Origin of the sequence: Paracoccus ferrooxidans (assembly GCF_029909815.1) — a bacterium.
GTDB lineage: Bacteria > Pseudomonadota > Alphaproteobacteria > Rhodobacterales > Rhodobacteraceae > Paracoccus > Paracoccus versutus.
This window is the reverse complement of sequence record NZ_CP038201.1, coordinates 511,455-530,786: the sequence shown is the minus strand read 5'-3', so window position 1 is coordinate 530,786 and position 19,332 is coordinate 511,455. Positions and strand designations below refer to the sequence as shown.

Here is a 19,332-nt window from a genome sequence, read left to right as displayed (position 1 = left end):
GAATTTCCCCTCGGCATCCCGGTTGAAGGCGTAAGGCGTCACGCCGCCGTCGCCCGTAACCACGGCCTGGACCTGCGCCGTGCCAAGGGGCAGCAGGGTACGCCCCGCCGCCATGCAGATGGATACCATCCTCACGACCGACACCCCGGAGCATCTCGCATCGGACTGCATTCCGTCGGGCTGCGGCCGGTCAGGCCCGTGGCCCGCCTGCTCCCCCGCGGGGCGCAAGCGCGCCGGCCGCGGACATGACAGGCGCATCCCCGGCCGGCGTCGACGGGTTGGCGCGGTCAGCCGGGACGCCGACCGCCGCGTTCGATCGCGCCGCGGGAGAGGCGGTCCATGAGCAACGCCACGGCGACGATGGCAAGGCCGGCGCGCAGGCCCAGGCCCATCTCCATCCGCGTCAGGCCGCGCGTCACCTCGGCGCCCAGCCCCCCGGCGCCGACCAGCCCGGCCAGGACCACCATCGCCAGCGACAGCAGGATGCACTGGTTCAGCCCCACCAGAAGCGTGGGCCGGGCCGCGGGCAGCTCGATCTTCCACAGGATGGTGCCGGGTTTCGCGCCGATGGCCTGGCCCAGCTCCTTGAGATCCCTGGGCACGCCGCGGAAGGCCAGCGTCGTCAGTCGCAGCATCGGCGGCACGCCGTAGACGATGGTGGCGATGATCGCCGGAACCCGGCCCAGGCTGAAGATCATCACTGCCGGGATCAGGTAGACCCAGGGCGGAACCGTCTGCATGATGTCGAGGACCGGGCGCAGCCCCGCCTCGAGCCGCGGCCGGCGCGCGGCCAGGATGCCCAGCGGAAAGGCGATGGCGACCGAGATCGTCACCGCCACCGCCACCAGCGCGATGGTCTGCATCGAGCCGGTCCACAGCCCGCTGAGCCAGCAAAAGCCCAGGCAGCAGCCGGCCAGGATCGCCGCGCGCAGGTGGATGGCCAGCAGCGCCGCCAGCACCGCAAGCCCGATCACCCCAAGGGGCGGCAGCGCCAGCAGCGCGCCCTCGATCGTGCCCAGGACCGCCTCGATCACCCTGGTGATCAGGGCGAAGAACGGATGGAAATTGGCGTTCAGCCAGTCGATCGCCGGCGCCAGGAAGGCTCCGGGGGAAAATTCGCTCGGCAGGGTCATGTCCGCGCTCCGTTGCGGGGCCGGGCCGCGCCCTGGGTCAGGCGGTCCAGCATCATGGTCAGGATGACGATGGCGATCGAGGCGTCGATCGAGGTGGCGATGTCCAGCGTGCGGATGGCGCCATAAATGGTCTCGCCCAGCCCGCCCGAGCCGACGATGCCGGCGATCACCACCATGCCGAAGGCCATCATCAGGCTCTGGTTGATCCCGGCCATGATCGAGGGCACGGCAAAGGGCAGCCGGATCTTCCAGAACATCTGCAGGGGCGTGACGCCGGTCGCCTGGCCCAGCTCGATGAACTCGCGCGGGGTCTGGCGGATGCCGAGCGCGGTCAGCCGGATCGCCGGCGGCATGGCCACGATCACCGTCGCCACCAGCGCCGTCGCCGGCCCGTAGCCCAGAAGCGCAATCGCCGGCAGCAGGTAGATATAGGGCGGCAGGGTCTGGATCAGGTCCAGCACCGGCACCAGCGCCCGGTCGAGCCGCGGCATCAGCCCGGCCAGCACCCCCAGGGGCAGGCTGATTGCCAGCGCGATGATGCTGGCGGCGACGACCAGCGCCAGCGTGCTCATCGTCTCGGGCCACAGCCCCATGGCGGCGCAAGCCAGCAGCGCCAGCGCGACGCCCAGGCCGAAGCCGCGCCCGACGACGCGCCAGCCCAGAAGCCCCGCAAGCAGCGCGACGACGTAGAAGGGCGGCAGCTCCAGCAGCCACAGCGCCCCGTCATAAAGCCCCTCCAGCACCAGGCGGAAGAAGTCGAACAGGAAGGCGGCGTGATCGCCAAGCCAGAACAGCGCGTTGTCGACGGTTTCGTCGAAACCGGCGATCAGGGCGGACATCTCCATCACCCCGCCTCCTCAGGCCGCCGCGGCGGGCAGGGCGGCGGCATCGCCGCGCACGCCCGACAGCAGGTTGCGGATGGTGACGATGCCGACCACCGCATCGCCCTCGACGATGGCCACGGCGTCGCGGTCCGAGCCGGCGATGGTGGCGATCAGCGTGTCGATGTCGGCCTCGGGCGGGCAGCACGGCAGGCCCTCGGGCGCGCCCGCCCATTCGCCGGGCGGGATCATCACCGAATGCGCCTTGACCAGGTGCAGGCGCGAGATGCCGGCGACGAAATCGGCGACATATTGGTCGGCCGGGTTCATCACGATCTCCTCGGCGGTGCCGGTCTGGATGATGACGCCGTCCTTCATGATGGCGATGCGGTCGCCGATGCGGATCGCCTCGTCGAGGTCGTGGGTGATGAACACCGCCGACTTGCCCAGATCCTTGGTCAGCTGGCGGAACTCGTCCTGCAACTGGCGCCGGATCAGCGGGTCGAGCGCCGAAAACGGCTCGTCCATCAGGATGATCTCGGGGTCCGAGGTCAGCGCGCGCGCCAGCCCCACCCGCTGCTGCATGCCGCCCGAAAGCTCGGACGGGTAGCGCGCGGTCCAGTCCGCCAGCCCCACCTTGGCCAGCGCGGCCTGGGCGGCGCGGTTGCGCTCGTCCTTGCCCACGCCCTGCACCTCGAGCCCGAAGGCCGCGTTTTCCAGCACCGTGCGCTGTGGCAGCAGGGCCACCGACTGGAACACCATGCCGATATGGCGCGCCCGCATCCGGCGCAGCGCCGCCGCGTCCAGGGTGGCGATGTCCTGGCCCTTGACCATGACCTGGCCCAGGCTCGGCTCGATCAGCCGGTTGAGCAGTCGGATCAGCGTCGACTTGCCCGAGCCCGAAAGCCCCATGATGCAGAAGATCTCGCCGCGCCGCACTTGCAAGGTGGCGTCCGAGACGCCGACGACGCAATTGTATTGCTGCAGGATTTCCTTTTTCGTCAGCCCGCGTTCCGTGATCGCCCGGATCGCCTCGGCATTGCGCTCGCCGAAGACCTTCCACACCGACCGGCAGTCGATCAGAACCTCGGCCGTGTCCGCGTCCGTATTCGCCTTTTCCATCTTTTCCTGTCGCGCCTTCCTGCTGGGTTTGCGGTCATGCCGGGCGGCCCCGAGCCGGGCCGCCCGCTGCGGCGGTCAGTAGGACTTGATGTTCGACCAGCGACCGATCAGGTCGGCATTGGCCGCGGTCCAGTCGGCGATGGCCTGGTCCATGCTCTGGCCGTCGCTGACCGCGCCGTTGATCGCGGTGATCACGGCAAGCGGCACGTAGACGCTGGCGATGATCTCGCGCGCCTCGGGGTTTGCCTCGGAAAAGCCCTTCTGGCCGATCCAGTAATAGCCCTGCGGCGGCGGGAAGACGCCCTTGGGGTCGGCCAGGAACTTCACGTCGAACTTCTGCATCATCCAGGACGGCTCCCACAGGGTGACGGCGATCCATTCCTGCCGGTCGATGGCCGATTTCAGCGCCGCGGTCATCGCCGCGGTGCTGCCCTCGACCAGCTGCAGCGTCAGCCCGTATTCCGACACCGCATCGGCCGCGTCGCGCATCAGCCCCGAGCCGGGCTCGATGCCGACGATCTTGCCGCCGAACTTCTCGGCATTCTCGTTCAGCTGCTCGACCGAGTCGATGGTGACGTAGTTCGGCACCGCGATCGCCTGGTAGAGCCCGTGCGAGACCGGCGAGATCTTCTCGAGCCGGCTCTTGTTGCGCTGCCAGTAGTCCTGGGCGACGTAATCGGTCTGCGAGGCCAGGATCTGCACGTCGCCCTTGGCCAGCGCCGCATAGGCGATGCCCCATTCCGAGAACTCGGTCACCTCGACGGTATAGCCCTTGTCCTCCAGCACCTTCTTGGTGATGCCGGTGATCGGGGTCAGGTCCTCCCAGGACAGTGTCCCCATCTTGACCACCTTGTCCTGCGCCACAACCGGCGACGCAAGCCCAAGCGCCAGGGCGCCGGCAAGGACGGCTTTGAAAAGTCTGCGCATGCGTGTTCCTCCATGGATCTGTTGGTCCGCAGCCCCCGCCACCGGGCAAGAGCCGTCATTCGCCGCGCAAGCCTGTCGCGGCGGGATTTGTCCGGCCCCCGTTGCAAGGGACCGTTAAGGCGGCAATTTCCGGGGGGTTGTCGGCCGGGATGCTCCAAAGCGTCCCCCACGCCCGGAATAGACGAATTTATCCATTACCGCCGGCCTTCGGGCAAACGAGATTTTCCTGTAGCGAGGCATTAGAAAATCTGCGGCAACGGCCGGGGCGGCATCAGCCCCGCTGCAGGTCCGGCGCTGCGACCGTCAGTCCCGCCCCTGCGCCCGCAGCGCCGCCAGCACATGATCCACGAAGGCCGCGACCCCGGCCCGCTTGAGCGATTTCTTCCTGCAGTTGAGGAAATTGCCGCGGCCCGCGGTGATCGGCGCGGGATGGGCAAAGACCAGCTGGCCTTCGGCGATGGGGCCGCGGACCATGTGGTGCCAGCCCAGCATCACCCCTTCGCCGGCCAGGGTGGCGTTCATCAGCAGGCTGACCTTGTTCGTGGACAGGCTCGAGGGCGCCTTGGACCATTCGGCGCCCTGGGCGCGGAACCATTCCGCCCAGCCCAGCGGCTGCCAGCCGATCGCATCCGCGCTCCAATGCCGGTCATGCAGGTGCAGAAGATTCACCCGGTTCAGATCCTCGGCCGCCGCGAAGGGGCCATGCTCGGCCAGGAAGGCCGGCGTGCAGACCGGCTGGGCGATCTCCTGGAACAGGAAATGCAGCTCTTCGCCGACCTCGCAGCGCTCGTTGCCGCACAGGATGGCGATGTCCACCCCGGAATAGTTGCGCAGGGTGTCGTCGGCGTCCGAGGCCAGCACGACGAAGCCCACCTCGGGGTGGCTGCGCCGGAAGCTGTCGATCAGCGGCTTGAGCCAATAGGCCGCCATCGCGTCCGTGGCCGAGATGGTCACGGTCTGCGGCCCCTCGTCCCCCGCCAGCACCGAAACCGCGGCGCTGATGGTGTCGAGCCCCGCCGTCACCGCCTGGAACAGGCCCGCCCCTTCGGGCGTCAGTTCCAGCGCATTGTGCTTGCGGATGAACAGGGCCACCTCCAGGGCGCGCTCCAGCAGGCGGATCTGCTGGCTGACGGCGCCCTGGGTCACGTTCAGCTCCTTCGCCGCCAGGGTAAAGCTCAGGTGCTTGGCCGCGATCTCGAAGGTCGCGAAGGCCCCAAGTGACGGCAGGTAGCGGCGCTTGATCGGCGGCATGGCAGTGACGCTTTCCCTTGGACAGGGCGTCATTCTAGCCGGGACTGCCATTCTTTCCAGCGCATATAAGCATTGGCGCCGATGGTGTCGAAAGGATGCGGCGGCAGGCGCGAGGGCTCGGCCTCGGCGGTGAAGAAGGCGGTGATCGTGCTCGACTGGCCGCACAGCATCTCGGCCGCGCCGATCCCGGTCAGCGTGCTGCGGGTGGTGCCCAGCCCGTTGTCCACGCAGGCGGCGAACAGGCCCGGCTCCAGCTCGCGCATGACCGAGACGCCGTTCCTGGACAGGCACAGATGCCCCGACCAGCAATATTCGAAGCGCAGCCCCTTCAGCATCGGGAAACGCGCGTCGAATTTCTGCCGCATATGCTCCACCAGCCGCGACAGGTCGCCGGCGCTGGTCTGCATGTTCGGCCGGTAATAGCCGCCCTGCCGGATCACGATGCGGTTGCCGCCCTGGGCCGGGCCGATCCGGCGCACGGTGGTCCCCATCGGGTCGGCCGGCGTCGCGCCCCAGCATTCATGGCCGCCAAGCGCGCGCAGGGCCTCGGGCGACAGCTCCTCGGTCATGCAGGCGTTCAGCATGATGTGCATCAGCCGCCCGCGCTTGAAGCCGAAGCTTTCCAGATGGCCGTTGTTGGCCATGACCACCCTTTGCGCCTGGACCGAGCCCTGCGCCGTTTCCAGCCGCCAGCCCTGTGCATTGCTTTCGATCCGGGTGACGGGCGAATCCTCGTGGATGCGCACGCCTGCCCGTTCCAGCCCGGCGGCAAACCCGCGCACATAGCCGGCCGGCTGGATCATCGCCGTGCCGGGGGTATAGAGCCCGCCCTGGTAATAGCCGGTGCCGGTGATCTCGCGCATGGCCTGGGCGTCCAGCATCTCATGCGCCTCGCCCAGGTCGCGCAGGTGCCTGGCATAGCTTTCATTCGCCGCCAGGCCGGGGGCCGAGGCGGCGGCGTTGATCTTGCCCGCGCGCTGGAACCAGCCCTCGGGGATGGCGTATTCCGCCACCGCCTGCGCCGCGAAGTCGATGGCATGGCGGTTCAGCGCGGTCAGCTGCCGGTCGTGGCTGTCGCCCGAACCGGCATAATCGCTGGAGGTCAGCTCATGCGGCAGGTCGATCATGAACCCCGAGTTGCGCCCGGTGCCGCCCTCGGCGATCCGCGATGCCTCGAGGATCACCACGTCCAGCGACGGGTCGATCTGGTGCAGCCGCCGCGCGGCCGAAAGCCCCGCGAAGCCGCCGCCGACGATCGCCACGTCGCAGCCCGCCTGCCCTTCCAGCCGCGCGCGGGGCGCGGCGGGGGGCAGGATCGCATTCCACCCGGCGGGGCCGTTCAGGACCGGGGTGCGAATCGCCCGATGGCTGCCCATGTCAATCCAGGCTCACGTCATTGTTCTGGTTGAGGTCGATCCAGATTGTCTTGAGCTGGGTGTACTGGTCATGGGCGTGGACGCTGTTGTCGCGGCCGCCGAAGCCCGATTGCCTGTAGCCGCCGAACGGGGTGGTGACGTCGCCCTCGCCGAAGCTGTTCACCGTCACCGTGCCCGCCCGCAAGGCCCGCGCCCCGCGCAACGCCCGCTTGCCGTTGGCCGAGAAGATCGAGGCCGCAAGCCCGTAGTCGGTGTCGTTGGCGACCGCGATCGCCTCCTCGAAACTGTCCACCACGATCACCGTCAGGATCGGGCCGAAGATCTCCTCCACCGCCAGCCGGGAATCGCGCGCGGCTTCCACGATGGTCGGCTCGATGAAGCCCTCGGCCACCACCTTGCCGCCGACCAGCACGGTTTCCGATTTCGCCGCATCCAGATAGCTGCTGACCTTGTCGAAATGCGCCTTCGAGACAAGCGGACCCACGCGGTTCGCCAGATCCAGCGGATCGCCCACCAGCCAGCCGGCCGCCTCGGCCCGGACCTTCTCCAGCAGCCGGTCCCTGATGCCGCGCTGCACGATCAGGCGGCTGGCGGCCGAGCAGTTCTGCCCCATGTTCCAGAACGCGCCGTTCACCACATGCGCCGCCACCGCGTCCAGGTCCTCGGCATCGTCCAGCACGATGCAGGGGTTCTTGCCGCCCAGCTCCAGCACCACCTCCTTGAGGTTGCTGTCGGCCGAATAGTTCAGGAACCGCCGACCCGTCGCGGTCGAGCCGGTGAAGCTGACCATGTCCACGTCCGCGTGCCGGCCCAAGGGCTCGCCCACCTCGCGGCCCGAGCCGGTGACGATGTTCAAAACGCCCGCCGGCAGCCCGGCCTCGGCCGCCAGTTCCGCCACCCGCAGCGCGGTCAGCGTCGTCTCGCCCGCGGGCTTCATCACCACCGAGCAGCCGGCGGCCAGCGCCGGGCCGATCTTCCAGGCCAGCATCAGCAGCGGGAAGTTCCAGGGCAGCACCAGCCCGACCACGCCCACCGGCTCGCGCACCACCATGGCGATATGGTTGTCCGAGGCGGGCGAGACCTGGTCGTAGATCTTGTCGATCAGCTCGGCGTGCCACTTGATGACATGGATCGTCTCGGGCACGTCGACGGTTTCGCAGTCGAAGATGGTCTTGCCGGCATCGAGGCTTTCCAGCACCGCCAGCTCGCGGGCGTGTTCCTGTATCAGCGCGGCCAGGCGCAACAGCACCTCCTTGCGCTCGCCGGGGTGCAGGCGCGACCAGCGCCCGTCCTCGAAGGCGGCGCGGGCGGCGGCCACGGCCAGGTCCACGTCCTGCGCATCGCAGGCGGCGATCTCGGCCAGCGCCGCGCCCGTCGCCGGGTTGGTGGTGGCGAAGGTCCTGCCCGACAGCGCGGGACGGAAGGCGCCGTCGATGAAGGCCTGCGTCGGGAAAGACAGCCCGGCGGCGATGGCCCTGTAATCCTCGGTGCTCAGCAGATCGGTCATCTCACTTCCCTTCCACGATGGCCTGGACGGCGGTCTTCAGCGTGGCGATGACGCCTTCCAGCTCGGCCTTTTCGCCGTCGTTCAGCCCCTGCAGCGGCGGGCGCATCGGCCCGGCGCGCAGGCCGGTGGTCTCGACCCCGTGCTTGACGCATTGGATGAACTTGCCGCCCTGTTCCAGCACCGCCATCAGCGGCATCATCGCCGTCATGATGCGCCGGCCCTGGGCGAAATCGCCGCGCACGGCGCAGGCTTCGTAAAGCGCCACATGCTCCTCGGGCAGGAAGTTCGAGCCGGCGCAGATCCAGCTGCGCGCGCCCCAGGCGAAGAATTCAAGCGCCTGGTCGTCCATGCCGCAGCTCAGCTGGATCTGCGGATAGTCGCAGGCCAGCGTGTGGATGCGGTTCACGTCGCCCGAGCTTTCCTTGATGCCGATGACGTTCGGCGACTGGCCGACGATGTCGAGGAACGCGCGCCCCATGCTGACGCCCATGCGGCCGGGGTAGTTGTAGAGGATCACCGGCAGGCCGGCGGCGCGGTCGATTTCCAGCGCGTTGGCGGCGTTCTCGGCCTCGGTCGGCACCGAATAGGGCGGCGTGCCGAGCAGGATCGCATCCGCCCCCATCTCGCGCGCGCCCTGGGCCAGCGCGATGGAATCGGGGGTGCGCATGGCGCCGGTGCCGACGATGACCGGCAGCCGGCCGTCGGCGCGCTCGGTGATGAAGCGGGCCAGCTCCAGCCGCTCCTCGACCGTCTCGGCATAGTTCTCGCCGGTCGAGCCGCCCGAGATCAACCCGTGCACCCCCGCAGCCACCAACCGCTCGACCAGATCGCCCAAAGCGTCGAAATCAATCGAGCCATCCCCCTGGAACGGCGTGATCACAGGCGTGTAAATGCCTTCAAGAACCATGCGGGGTGTCATGTCGCGGCCTCCTCTGCGCGGGCTTTTGTCCACCCAGTGGTAGGGCAGCCGGCCGTCCCGCCGCAAAGGAGAATGTTCAGGCGTGAGGCATTAGAAAAACTACGTCATCCGCCACCCCCGCGGCGCTATCGGATTCCCGCCATCGACGGATAAAGAGCGCCGCGGCCAAGAGGCCGATAAGATAACAGCCGAATGCATGGCCATGGTCCCTGCCCGCCCGTTCAGGATCGGCGGCCGGCATCCCGGCACGCGATCGCCCGGTCCTGCTGCGCCGAACGGCTGCAAGGCTTCCCGGCGTGAACCTGTCCAAGCCGCCGGCGCGGCGCGGCTATTTCGCCGCCAGCAGTTCCGGCACCGACAGCAGGATGAATTCGTTGTCCGCCGCCGCGCCGATCCGCCGCCCGCCCGAGAAGGGCAGGTTGTTGTCGTTGGCCAGCATGATGTGGTCGTCATCGACCCGCGCCACGTCCTCGATGGTGAAGAAGGGGAAGGTGAAACGCCCCTCCCCGGCCGCAAGGCCCGGCAGCGCCTTGCCGTCCGGGTCGGCGATGTCCAGCAGGTCGACATGGCCGATGCGGCGCAGATAGCCCTCGGCATCCTGGCTGGCGGTGTCGACCAGCACCACCCGCTTGACCCGCGCGCGCAGCGGATAGCAGGCCGACAGGTCCGCCGCGGCCTCGGGGCAGGCGCGGGCGGCGTCGCCTTCGCCATTGTCGCGCTCGATCACCAGGGCGCGGGTCTCGTCGATGAAGTTGAAGTCGCCGATCGCCGTCGCGCCCTCGGACAGCCTGAAGCGATGGCTGTCGCCGGTCCAGTCGGCCTTGCCGGTGTCGAAGGTCATCACCCGCAGGAAATCGCCCTCGGGCTGGCCGTCGTCGCCCAGCAGCGGCTTTTCCAGCATCGCCCAAAGCAGGTCGGTGCCCGGTTGCAGCGCCATGCCCTCGTAGCCGCCCGAGCGCTGGACGCGGAAATCCTTGCCGGGCTGGGCGGGCACGGTGATGCCGGGCGTGTCGGGGCCGGCCAGCGCCTTGCCCTCCAGCAGGGTCCGGTGGACGGACAGCACCCGCCCGTCCATGGCCACGCGCAGGATCGAGGGACCGAACTCGTCGCCGATCCAGATCTCGCCGTCCAGATACTGGATGCTTTCGGGGTCGAAATCGGCGCCGGTCAGATAGCGGCCCTCGGTCGTCTCGTTGGCGATGCGGAAGGGCACCTTGCGGTCGGGGTCGCGCAGGAACACGGTCTCCAGCCGCTCGACCGTGCCGGCGGCGAAATCCGGCTGCATGCGGTGAAAGAACAGCATGGCGTCGGGGCTGTTGGCCTTGGTGCCGAAGCCGTTGTCGGTCAGGGAAAACCAGCTGCCGTCCGGGGCCCGGTTCATGGCGAAACCCGACATGCCCTGCACCGGCTGGCCCAGGAAGGGCAGCGCGATGCCGGTCTTGTGACTGCCATAGGTCGGGCCGGTATCGCCCTCGACCGACATCGGCGCGTCGTTGCGCGCCGCGCCGGTGAAGCGGCCCGACAGCCACAGCTCGCGCGGGGCATCCGCCGGCGGCGGGACCATGGTCAGGGCGGGCAGGACCGCATGGCCCGCCAGCCGGGCCGGAAAGACCTCTTCGGCCAGGGCGGCGGGGGCAAGGGGGGCGGCAATGGTGCAGGCAAGCAGGGCAAGGCCAAGGCGCATGGTTCGAAATCCTTTGTCGTCGCGATGCGGTGGCTTTAGGCTGGGCAGGTGACAGCGATGCGGCAGCTCGGTGTCAGATCCGTGATGCCGCCCTGCCCGGATGGCGGGCAATGCCGTGTCGCGGGGCGATGCGTGCAGGTTTTTGGGAACCCTGCCGCCGCCCAGGCCCTTCCTTAGCGGGAAGCGACGGGACGGAGACGAAACATGCAGGCAGACGGGGCCGGCGTCGGAAACCCGGAGGGCGGCGGAATGGGGGCCACCGCGGCCTCGGTCTTCGAGGCGGCCGGGCGCGCGGTCCTGGAGCAGCAGCGGCTGCAAATCCCCGGCTTCGACCCCCGTGCCGCGCGCTTCGAGCTGGCGCAGGCGGCGCGGGACCAGCGCCTGCTGTATCAGGCCGCGCTGAGGGCCGATGCCGAAAGCGAACATATCACCACCGCGACGCGCTGGCTGCTGGACAACTACCACACCATCGCCGAGACCTATCGGCACCTGACCCGCGACCTCAGCCCGGCCTTCCTGCGCTCGCTGCCGCGCGGGCAGTTCCAGCCGGTGGCCGAGCCGATCCCGCGGGTGCTGGCCCTGGCCTGGGACTATGCCGCGATGACCGACGGCGACCTGCGCGAACGCAGCTTTGCCGATTTCATCGCCGGGGCGCAGCAGGTGGACTGGCTGACCATCGGCGAGCTGTGGTCGCTGCCCTCGATGCTGCGCTATGCGCTTTTGCTGCGCATGCTGCGGCTGAGCGACGAGACCGAGCGCGCGCGCCGCGGCCGGCGCGAGGCCAATGCCGCCATGGACCGGCTGATGGCCATGGACGAGCCGGGCCCGGCGGATTTCGACCAGGCGGTGCCCGGCCCGGCCTTGCAGAACGCGGCCTTCGTGGCGCAGGTGATCTATCGCGTCCATGCCGGCCTGGACCGCACCCATGCCATCACCGAACAGCTTGCCCGCCGGCTTGCCGCCCAAGGCCGCACCGCCGAGCAGGTGATGGCCGGCGAGCAGACCCGCCAGACCGCGAACAACGTCACCGCCGCCCATATCATCCGCGCGCTGAAGCGCCTGGACGAAATCAACTGGCGCGAATGGTTCGAGGCCACCAGCCGCACCGAGGCGATCCTGCGCGAGGATCCCGACCACCAGCGCCTCGCCCCCCAGACCCGCAACGCGATCCGCAACCGCATCGAGATGATCGCCCGCCATTCCGCCCTGGCCGAGCCCGAGGTGGCCGAGCGCGCGCTGGCGGCGGCCGGGCGGCGGGACATCCCGGTCTCGGTCGTGCTGCTGGGCGACGACGCGCCGCGCTTCGAGGCGGATTGCGGCTATCGCCCGGTCTGGCGCGAGCGGCTGGCGCGGCTGGCGCGCCGCCACGGCATCCTCAGCCTGATCCTGCCGCTGGCGGCCCTGATGCTGCTGGCCGTGGCGCTGTGCCTGACCTATGTGCCGGCGCAGACCGGCGGCTTCCTGGCCGCCACGCTGATCGTGCTGTCGCTGGCGGCCTTCCTCGATGCGGGGCTGGCGCTCCTGCGCTTCGTCGCCAGCCGGCTGATCGCGCCGGCGCAGCTGCCCGCCTATGGGTTCAAGGACGGGATCCCGCCCGACCATGCCACGCTGGTCGCGATTCCCTGCCTGCTGACCAGCCTCGACACCATCGACGACCTGCTGAGCAATCTCGAGGTGCATTACCTTGCGAATCCCGACCCGGCGCTCAGCTTCGCGCTGCTTACGGATTTCACCGACGCGGCCGAGGAGACGACGCCGCGCGACGCCGAGCTGCTGGCCTATGCCCGCCAGGGCATCGCCGCGCTGGCCGAGAAATATGCCCATACCGGGCGGCGCTTCTACCTGCTGCACCGGCGCCGGCAATGGAACGAGGCCGAGGGCATCTGGATGGGCTGGGAGCGCAAGCGCGGCAAGCTGGTCGAGCTGAACGCGCTCTTGCGCGGCAGCCCCGACACCAGCTTCGTCGATACCGGCCCGCGCCCGCCCGAGGGCATCCGCTATGTGGTGACGCTGGACGCCGACACGCGGATGCCGCGCGACACGGTACGGATGCTGGTCGGCATGATGGCGCATCCGGTCAACCGCCCGGTCTACGACCCGGCGCGGCAGCGCATCGTGCGCGGCCACGGGCTGATCCAGCCGCGCGTCACCTCGCTCTTGAAGCACGGCAGCCAGACCTCGCCCTTCCAGCGCATCCTGTCGCAGGACAAGGGGCTCGACCCCTATGTCTTCACCGTCTCGGACCTTTACCAGGATCTGTTCGGCCAGGGCACCTATACCGGCAAGGGCATCTACGACGTCGATGCCTTCGCCACCGCCGCCCAGGACGGCATCCGCGAGAACTCGGTCCTCAGCCACGACCTGATCGAGGGCGCCTGGCTGCGCGCGGCCCTGGCGACCGACGTGAACTTCATCGAGGAATATCCCAAGCGCTTCGACGTGGACCTGGCGCGCCAGCACCGCTGGGCGCGCGGGGACTGGCAGTTGCTGCCCTATCTGCTGGACCTGCGCAACGGGCTGGATGCGCTGGCACGGTTCCGCATCGTGGACAACCTGCGCCGCAGCCTCTTGCCGGTCTCGCTGATGCTGGCGGGGCTGGTGGCGGTGATCGGCTTGCCCCATGCCGATGCGCTGTTCTGGCTGGGCCTGCTGGGCGTCTCGGTCGGGCTGTCGCAGCTGCTGGGCTGGCTGATGGGGCTGATGCCGCGCCAGTCCGGGGTGGCGCGGCTGCGGCACATGCTGGTCATCGGCAACGAGCTGATGGACCAGATCACCGCCTTCATGATGCGGCTGACGCTTTTGCCGCAGATGGCCTTCAGCATGGTCGATGCGATGGTGCGCAGCCTGTGCCGGGTCTATGTATCGCGGCGGCACCTGCTGGAATGGACCACGGCCGACGCCGTGGCCCGCCGCGCGCACGAGACGCTGCCCGGCCATTTCCTGCTGATGCGCGGCGGGCTGGCGCTGGCGCTTGGCTTCGTCGCGCTGGCGGCGCTGCTGCGCCCCGAGAACCTGGCGCCGGCGCTGGTGCTGGGCGTGCTGTGGCTGGGCGCGCCGCTGATCGCCTGGGTCAGCGCCCGCCCGATCGAGCATGAGGGCGCCCGTCCCCTGACCGCCGAGGAGCGGCTGGAATGGCGGGCCGAGGCGCGGCTGGTCTGGCGCTTTTTCGAAACCTTCGTCGATGCCCGCACCAACCACCTGCCGCCCGACAATTACCAGGACCAGCCGCAGCCCAAGCTGGCCGAGCGCACCTCGCCCACCAATATCGGGCTTTACCTGCTTTCGACCGTGACCGCGCACGAGTTCCGCTGGATCACCCTGGGCGAGGCGCTGGACCGGATCGAGGCCACGCTGACCACCATCGAGCGGCTGGAGCGGCATCGCGGCCATCTCTACAACTGGTATGCGACCGACAGCCTGCAACCCCTGGGCACGCGCTATGTCTCGGCGGTGGACAGCGGCAACCTGGCCGGGCATCTGATCACCCTGTCCTCGACACTCAAGGAATGGGCGCGCAACCCGGCGCTCTACCTGTTGCCGGAACTGTCGGGGGCGGTGGACATCCTGTCGCTGATGCGCCGCCTGCATGCGGCCATCCCGCGCGAGCGGCGCAGCCTCAACCCGCTGCGCGACCGCATCGAGGAACGCATCACCGCCCTGTGGCACAGCATGGCCAGCGCCCAGGCGCCGCACCTGGCGCCCCTGCATGTGCAAAGCCACGCCCGCGCCGCCGCCAACCTGCAGGTGCTGATCCAGGGCCTCGTCACCGAGATCCCCACCGCCGCCGCGCGCGAGCTGGACTGGTGGACGAGCCGGCTGGTCTCGACCTGCGACAAGATGGAGGGGCTGGGCCGCATCGACCCCGAGGAGGTCGCCGTCGCGGCCCGGCGCATGGCGGCGCTGGCCGAACGCGCCCGCGCCTTCGCCTTCGAGATGGATTTCGCCTTCCTGCTGGACCCCGAGCGCCAGCTGCTCGCCATCGGCTACAATTGCGTCGAGGGCGCGCCGGACCAGTCCTTCTACGACCTGCTGGCCTCCGAGGCGCGGCTCGCCTCGCTTTTCGCCATCGCCAAGGGCGACCTGCCGACCGAGCATTGGAACCGGCTCGGCCGGCCGATGACGGTGATGCCTTATGGCTCGACGCTGGTCAGCTGGTCGGGCTCGATGTTCGAATACCTGATGGCGCCCCTGGTGATGGACGAGCCGCCGGGCTCGATCCTGCACAGTTCCTGCGACGTGGCGGTCGAGGCGCAGATCCGCGACGGCTGGCGCGCCGGCCGGCCCTGGGGCGTGTCGGAAAGCGCCTATAACGCCCGCGACGCGCAGATGAACTATCAGTATTACGCCTTCGGGGTGTCGGAGCTGGCGCTGCGGCGCTGGCTGCGCGACGACCAGGTGGTCGCGCCCTATGCCAGCTTCATCGCCGCCGGCTTCCGCCCGCGCAGCGCGCTGAAGAACCTGCGCCGGCTGGCGGACCTGGGCGCGCGCGGCGAATACGGCTTTTTCGACGCGGTGGACTTCACCCCCTCGCGCCTGCCGCAGGGGCACCGATGCGCCGTGGTGCGCAGCGTGATGGCGCATCACCAGGGCATGAGCCTGATCGCCATCGCCAATTGCCTGATGGACGGGCTGCACCGCAACCGCTTCAATGCCGACCCGGTGATCGAAAGCGTCTCGACGCTCTTGCAGCAAAAGACCCCGCGCGAGGTCTCGCCGCTCTTGCGCGAGACGGTGCGCCGCCGCCTGCCCGGCCCGTCCGAACTGGGCCAGACCGAGATCGTCGAGGTGGCCGATGCCGCCGCGGCGCCCCATACCGTCGCGGTCATGTCGAACGGGCGGCTGTCGATGCTGCTCGATGCCAGCGGCGCGGGACGGCTGCGCATGGACGGCACCGCCATCACCCGCTGGCGGCCCGACCCGGCGGCCGATGTCTGGGGCGAGTTCCTGTTCATCCGCGACCTCGCCTCGGGGCGCTGGTGGTCGGCCACCGCCGCGCCCGGCTTCGACCCCGAGATCGGCTATGCGACGCGGCTGTTCGACTACAAGGCGAATTTCGCCGCCCTGGGCGAGGGCATCCATTGCGAGACCGAGGTGATCCTGTCCGACGACCTGGACGCGCGCGGCGCGCGGGTCAAGCTGCGCAACCTGTCGGACCGGCCGCGCCAGCTGGCGCTGACCAGCTATGGCGAGATCGTGCTGGACCAGAACGACGCCGACCGCGCCCATACCGCCTTCTCGCGCATGTTCGTCGCGACCGAGGCCCAGCCGGATCGCGGCCGCATCTTCGCCCGCCGCAACAAGCGCAACCCGCACGACCCCGACCGCCACCTGATGCACCTGAGCGCCGGGGCCGGCGTGCCCGACGGCGCGGCCACCGACCGGCGGCTGTTCATCGGCCGCGGCCGTTCGATCCGCGCGCCGCAGGCGCTGGACGATCCCGGCCTGCTGGCCGATGTCGCGCCGGGCGAAAGCTATACGCTGGACCCGATCTTCTCGCTCAGCCGGCGGCTGACCCTGGATCCGGGGAAAGAGGCGGTCGTGACCTTCTGGACCGTCGCCGCCGCCAGCCGCGAGGCCCTGGAAGAGGCGCATCTGCACCTGGCCGACGAGGCCGCCTATGACAACGAACACCAGATGGCCTGGACCCGCAGCCAGGTGCAGCTGCACCATGCCAGCATCACCCCCGAGGAAGCGGCGCTGTTCCGCCGCTATGCCGCGCTGCTGGTCTATCCCAACCAGATGCTGGCCTCGCAGGTGCGCCATGTCATGGGGCAGCAATCGGCGCTGTGGCCGATGTCGGTCTCGGGCGACAATCCGATCATGGTGCTGCGCATCAACGACCCCGACCTGATGCCGGTGGCGCGCCAGGCGATCCGCATGCAGGAATACCTGCGGATGCGCGGCCTCGAATGCGACCTGGTGATCCTGAACGAACAACGCGTAAGCTATGCCGCCCATCTGCACGAGGCGCTGAACAACCTGTGCCACAGCATGCAGTTGCTGCATTCGCGCCCCTCGGTCTTTGCCGTCGATGCCAACGGGCTTTCGGCCGAGACGCGCGACACGCTGCTGGCCGTGGCGCGCGTGGTGATCCACGCCCAGAACGGCAGCCTGGCCGGGCAGATCCAGCGGCTGGAGGCGGCCGAGCTGCGCCGCGGCATCGCCCGCGCGCCGTCCCGGCCCTTGCAGCGCCCCGCGCTGCGCAGCGACTTCCCGCCCGAGGATCTGCATTTCTGGAACGGCACCGGCGGCTTCGACGCGCAGGGCAATTACGTCATCCGCCTGCGCCATGGCGAGGCGACGCCGAACCCCTGGATCAACGTCGTCGCCCGCAGCGATTTCGGCTTTCACATCTCGGCCGAGGGCGCGGGCTTTACCTGGTCGGCCAATTCGCGCGACCACCAGCTGACGCCCTGGTCGAACGATGCGGTCAGCAACCCGCCGGGCGAGGGCATCCTGATCCGCGACCTGGGCACCGGCGCGATCCACACCCCCTATGCGGCGCTGTCGAGCCAGCGCGAGGCGCTTTACCAATGCCGCCACGGCGCCGGCTTCTCCGAATTCACCGCCTGGTCGGGCGAGCTGGAGATCACCGCGCTGCACAGCCTGACCCCGGACGCGCCGCTGCGGGTGATCGGGCTGCGGCTGACCAACCACGGCACGCGGCGGCTGACGCTGGACGTGGCGCAGTTCCTGGAGCCGGTGATGGGCGGCGCCCGCGCCAAGACCGCGCCCTATCTGCAGATGCGCTACCAGCCCGAGGCGCGGGCGGTGGAATGCGAGAACCCCTATTCCATCGACTATGCCGGCCAGCGCATGATCCTGTCGGTGGACCGCGAGGTGACGGGGCTTTGCCTGTCGCGGCTGATCTGGCAGGGCCGCAACCGCGACACCTGCCTGCCGGCCTGGTTCGACGCCACGCTGAGCCGCCGCTTCGTGCATCGCCATGACGGCGACCCGGTGATGATGCTGGAAACCCGCATCGAGATCGAGCCGGGCGAAAGCCAGAACGTGACCTTCCGCCTGGCCGCCGCGCCCGGCGCCGCAGCGCCCCCGCTGCTGGAGCGCACCGAGACCGCCCGGCAGGCCGCCACCGCCCAGACCGAGCATTGGCAGCATATCTTCGGCCGCTTGCAGGTGCAGACCCCCGACCCGGCCTTCGACCTGATGGTGAACCGCTGGCTGCCCTATCAAGCCATCGCCTGCCGGATCCGGGCGCGCTCGGCCTTCTACCAGGCCTCGGGGGCCTATGGCTTCCGCGACCAGTTGCAGGACACCTCGGCCATGCTGGTCTATGACCCGGCGCTGGCCCGCGCCCAGTTGCTGGAAGCCGGCTCGCGCCAGTTCCCGGAAGGCGACGTGCAGCATTGGTGGCTGCCCGGCACCGGCGCGGGCGTGCGCACCCTGATCGCCGACGACGTGGTCTGGCTGGGCCATGCGCTGGCGCGCTATGTCGAGGTGACGGGCGACCGCAGCATCCTGGACGAGCCCCGGCCCTTCATCCTGGGCCGCGTGCTGGAGCCGGGCGAGCACGACGCCTTCTACCGGCCCGAGACCAGCGACCGCATGGCGCCGCTCTACGACCATGCCGCGCTGGCGCTGGAAATGGCCATCGCCCGCACCGGGGCCGAGGGCCTGCCGCTGTTCCTGGGCGGCGACTGGAACGACGGCATGAACCGCGTCGGCGGCGCCGGGCGCGGCCAGTCGGTCTGGATGGGCTGGTTCCTGGCCCAGACCATCGCCATGATGGCGCCGCTGGCCGAGGCGCGCGGCGAGGACGAGCGGGCAAAGCGCTGGCGCGCCCATGCCGCCAAGCTGTCGCGCGCGCTGGACCGGCACGGCTGGGACGGCGGCTGGTATCTGCGCGGGATCTATGACGACGGCACGCCGCTGGGCTCGGCCCAGTCCGAGGAATGCCGCATCGACTCCATCGCGCAAAGCTGGTCGGTGATCTCGGGCGCCGGACGCAAGGACCGCCGCGACCCGGCGCTGGACGCGGCGCTGGAGCATCTGCTGGACGAGGACGGCATGCTGCTGCGGCTGTTCACCCCGCCCTTTGCCGATGCGCCGCAGGATCCCGGCTATATCAAGGGCTATCCGCCCGGCGTGCGCGAGAACGGCGGGCAATATACCCATGCCGCGATCTGGATGGTGCAGGCGCTGTGCATGGCGGGCCGCGCCGACGACGCCTGGCGGGTGTTCCGGCTGCTCAACCCGATCAGCCATGCCAGCGACGCCGCCACGCTTCAGGTCTATCGCGGCGAGCCCTATGTCGTCGCCGCCGACGTCTATGGCGCCGAGGAAAAGATCGGCCGCGCCGGCTGGACCTGGTATACCGGCTCGGCCGGCTGGCTGCACCGCGTCGCGGTCGAGCATATCCTGGGCCTGCGCATCAAGGACGGCGAAAGGCTGGAGGTGGCCCCCGCCCTGCCCTCGCATTGGCCGGGCTTCCGCGCCAGCGTGATGATCGGCGACCGCCGCCACGAGGTCGAGGTGACGCGCGACCAGGCCGGCACGCCCCGCATCCGCATCGGCTGAGAGAGGGAGGGGGACGGCATGGCCATGGCGCGTCGAGGCGGTGATCCAGGGACG

10 protein-coding genes are annotated in these 19,332 nt (G+C 69.5%); 1 reads left to right on the top strand and 9 read right to left on the bottom strand.

Annotated features, from left to right (window positions below; all coding sequences use genetic code 11):
• Positions 1 to 287: 287 nt before the first annotated feature.
• The 9 genes from E3U26_RS15635 to E3U26_RS15595 all read right to left on the bottom strand — a co-directional run bounded on the left by E3U26_RS15635 (position 288) and on the right by E3U26_RS15595 (position 10,740).
• On the bottom strand, positions 288 to 1,133 hold the full coding sequence (locus E3U26_RS15635; protein WP_214274686.1) for an ABC transporter permease: 846 nt from the start codon (positions 1,131 to 1,133) through the stop codon (positions 288 to 290).
• Complete coding sequence (locus tag E3U26_RS15630) at positions 1,130 to 1,978, bottom strand: ABC transporter permease (RefSeq protein WP_072464106.1); 849 nt, start codon at positions 1,976 to 1,978, stop codon at positions 1,130 to 1,132. Before E3U26_RS15630 ends, E3U26_RS15635 begins: the two co-directional genes overlap by 4 nt.
• Positions 1,979 to 1,990: 12 nt before the next feature.
• Positions 1,991 to 3,076, bottom strand: a complete 1,086-nt coding sequence (locus E3U26_RS15625) for a quaternary amine ABC transporter ATP-binding protein (RefSeq protein ID WP_499105926.1) — start codon at positions 3,074 to 3,076, stop codon at positions 1,991 to 1,993.
• A gap of 75 nt (positions 3,077 to 3,151) precedes the next feature.
• The gene (locus E3U26_RS15620) at positions 3,152 to 4,003 is read right to left on the bottom strand and encodes a glycine betaine ABC transporter substrate-binding protein (protein ID WP_140848994.1); all 852 of its coding nucleotides are present in this window, start codon (positions 4,001 to 4,003) and stop codon (positions 3,152 to 3,154) included.
• A gap of 303 nt (positions 4,004 to 4,306) precedes the next feature.
• Complete coding sequence (locus tag E3U26_RS15615; protein WP_499105925.1) at positions 4,307 to 5,254, bottom strand: LysR substrate-binding domain-containing protein; 948 nt, start codon at positions 5,252 to 5,254, stop codon at positions 4,307 to 4,309.
• 29 nt (positions 5,255 to 5,283) lie between these two features.
• Positions 5,284 to 6,630 (bottom strand): NAD(P)/FAD-dependent oxidoreductase, encoded by a 1,347-nt coding sequence (locus E3U26_RS15610; RefSeq protein ID WP_499105924.1) that lies wholly within the window; start codon positions 6,628 to 6,630, stop codon positions 5,284 to 5,286.
• A 1-nt stretch (position 6,631) separates the two neighbouring features.
• Complete coding sequence (locus E3U26_RS15605) at positions 6,632 to 8,137, bottom strand: aldehyde dehydrogenase (protein WP_499105923.1); 1,506 nt, start codon at positions 8,135 to 8,137, stop codon at positions 6,632 to 6,634.
• A 1-nt stretch (position 8,138) separates the two neighbouring features.
• Positions 8,139 to 9,056, bottom strand: coding sequence for a dihydrodipicolinate synthase family protein (locus E3U26_RS15600; RefSeq protein ID WP_499105922.1), 918 nt, complete (start codon positions 9,054 to 9,056; stop codon positions 8,139 to 8,141).
• Between the two features lie 328 nt (positions 9,057 to 9,384).
• Positions 9,385 to 10,740, bottom strand: coding sequence for an esterase-like activity of phytase family protein (locus E3U26_RS15595; protein ID WP_499105921.1), 1,356 nt, complete (start codon positions 10,738 to 10,740; stop codon positions 9,385 to 9,387).
• A gap of 249 nt (positions 10,741 to 10,989) precedes the next feature.
• Here E3U26_RS15595 and E3U26_RS15590 point away from each other — a divergent pair, with 249 nt between their 5' ends.
• Positions 10,990 to 19,278, top strand: coding sequence for a GH36-type glycosyl hydrolase domain-containing protein (locus E3U26_RS15590; protein WP_499105920.1), 8,289 nt, complete (start codon positions 10,990 to 10,992; stop codon positions 19,276 to 19,278).
• The last annotated feature ends 54 nt before the right edge of the window (positions 19,279 to 19,332 follow it).

Coding starts and splice junctions, on each gene's coding strand:
- E3U26_RS15635 (WP_214274686.1), bottom strand. CDS start 1,133: ATGACCCTGCCGAGCGAATTTTCCCCCGGAGCCTTCCTGGCGCCGGCG.
- E3U26_RS15630 (WP_072464106.1), bottom strand. CDS start 1,978: ATGGAGATGTCCGCCCTGATCGCCGGTTTCGACGAAACCGTCGACAAC.
- E3U26_RS15625 (WP_499105926.1), bottom strand. CDS start 3,076: ATGGAAAAGGCGAATACGGACGCGGACACGGCCGAGGTTCTGATCGAC.
- E3U26_RS15620 (WP_140848994.1), bottom strand. CDS start 4,003: ATGCGCAGACTTTTCAAAGCCGTCCTTGCCGGCGCCCTGGCGCTTGGG.
- E3U26_RS15615 (WP_499105925.1), bottom strand. CDS start 5,254: ATGCCGCCGATCAAGCGCCGCTACCTGCCGTCACTTGGGGCCTTCGCG.
- E3U26_RS15610 (WP_499105924.1), bottom strand. CDS start 6,630: ATGGGCAGCCATCGGGCGATTCGCACCCCGGTCCTGAACGGCCCCGCC.
- E3U26_RS15605 (WP_499105923.1), bottom strand. CDS start 8,137: ATGACCGATCTGCTGAGCACCGAGGATTACAGGGCCATCGCCGCCGGG.
- E3U26_RS15600 (WP_499105922.1), bottom strand. CDS start 9,056: ATGACACCCCGCATGGTTCTTGAAGGCATTTACACGCCTGTGATCACG.
- E3U26_RS15595 (WP_499105921.1), bottom strand. CDS start 10,740: ATGCGCCTTGGCCTTGCCCTGCTTGCCTGCACCATTGCCGCCCCCCTT.
- E3U26_RS15590 (WP_499105920.1), top strand. CDS start 10,990: ATGGGGGCCACCGCGGCCTCGGTCTTCGAGGCGGCCGGGCGCGCGGTC.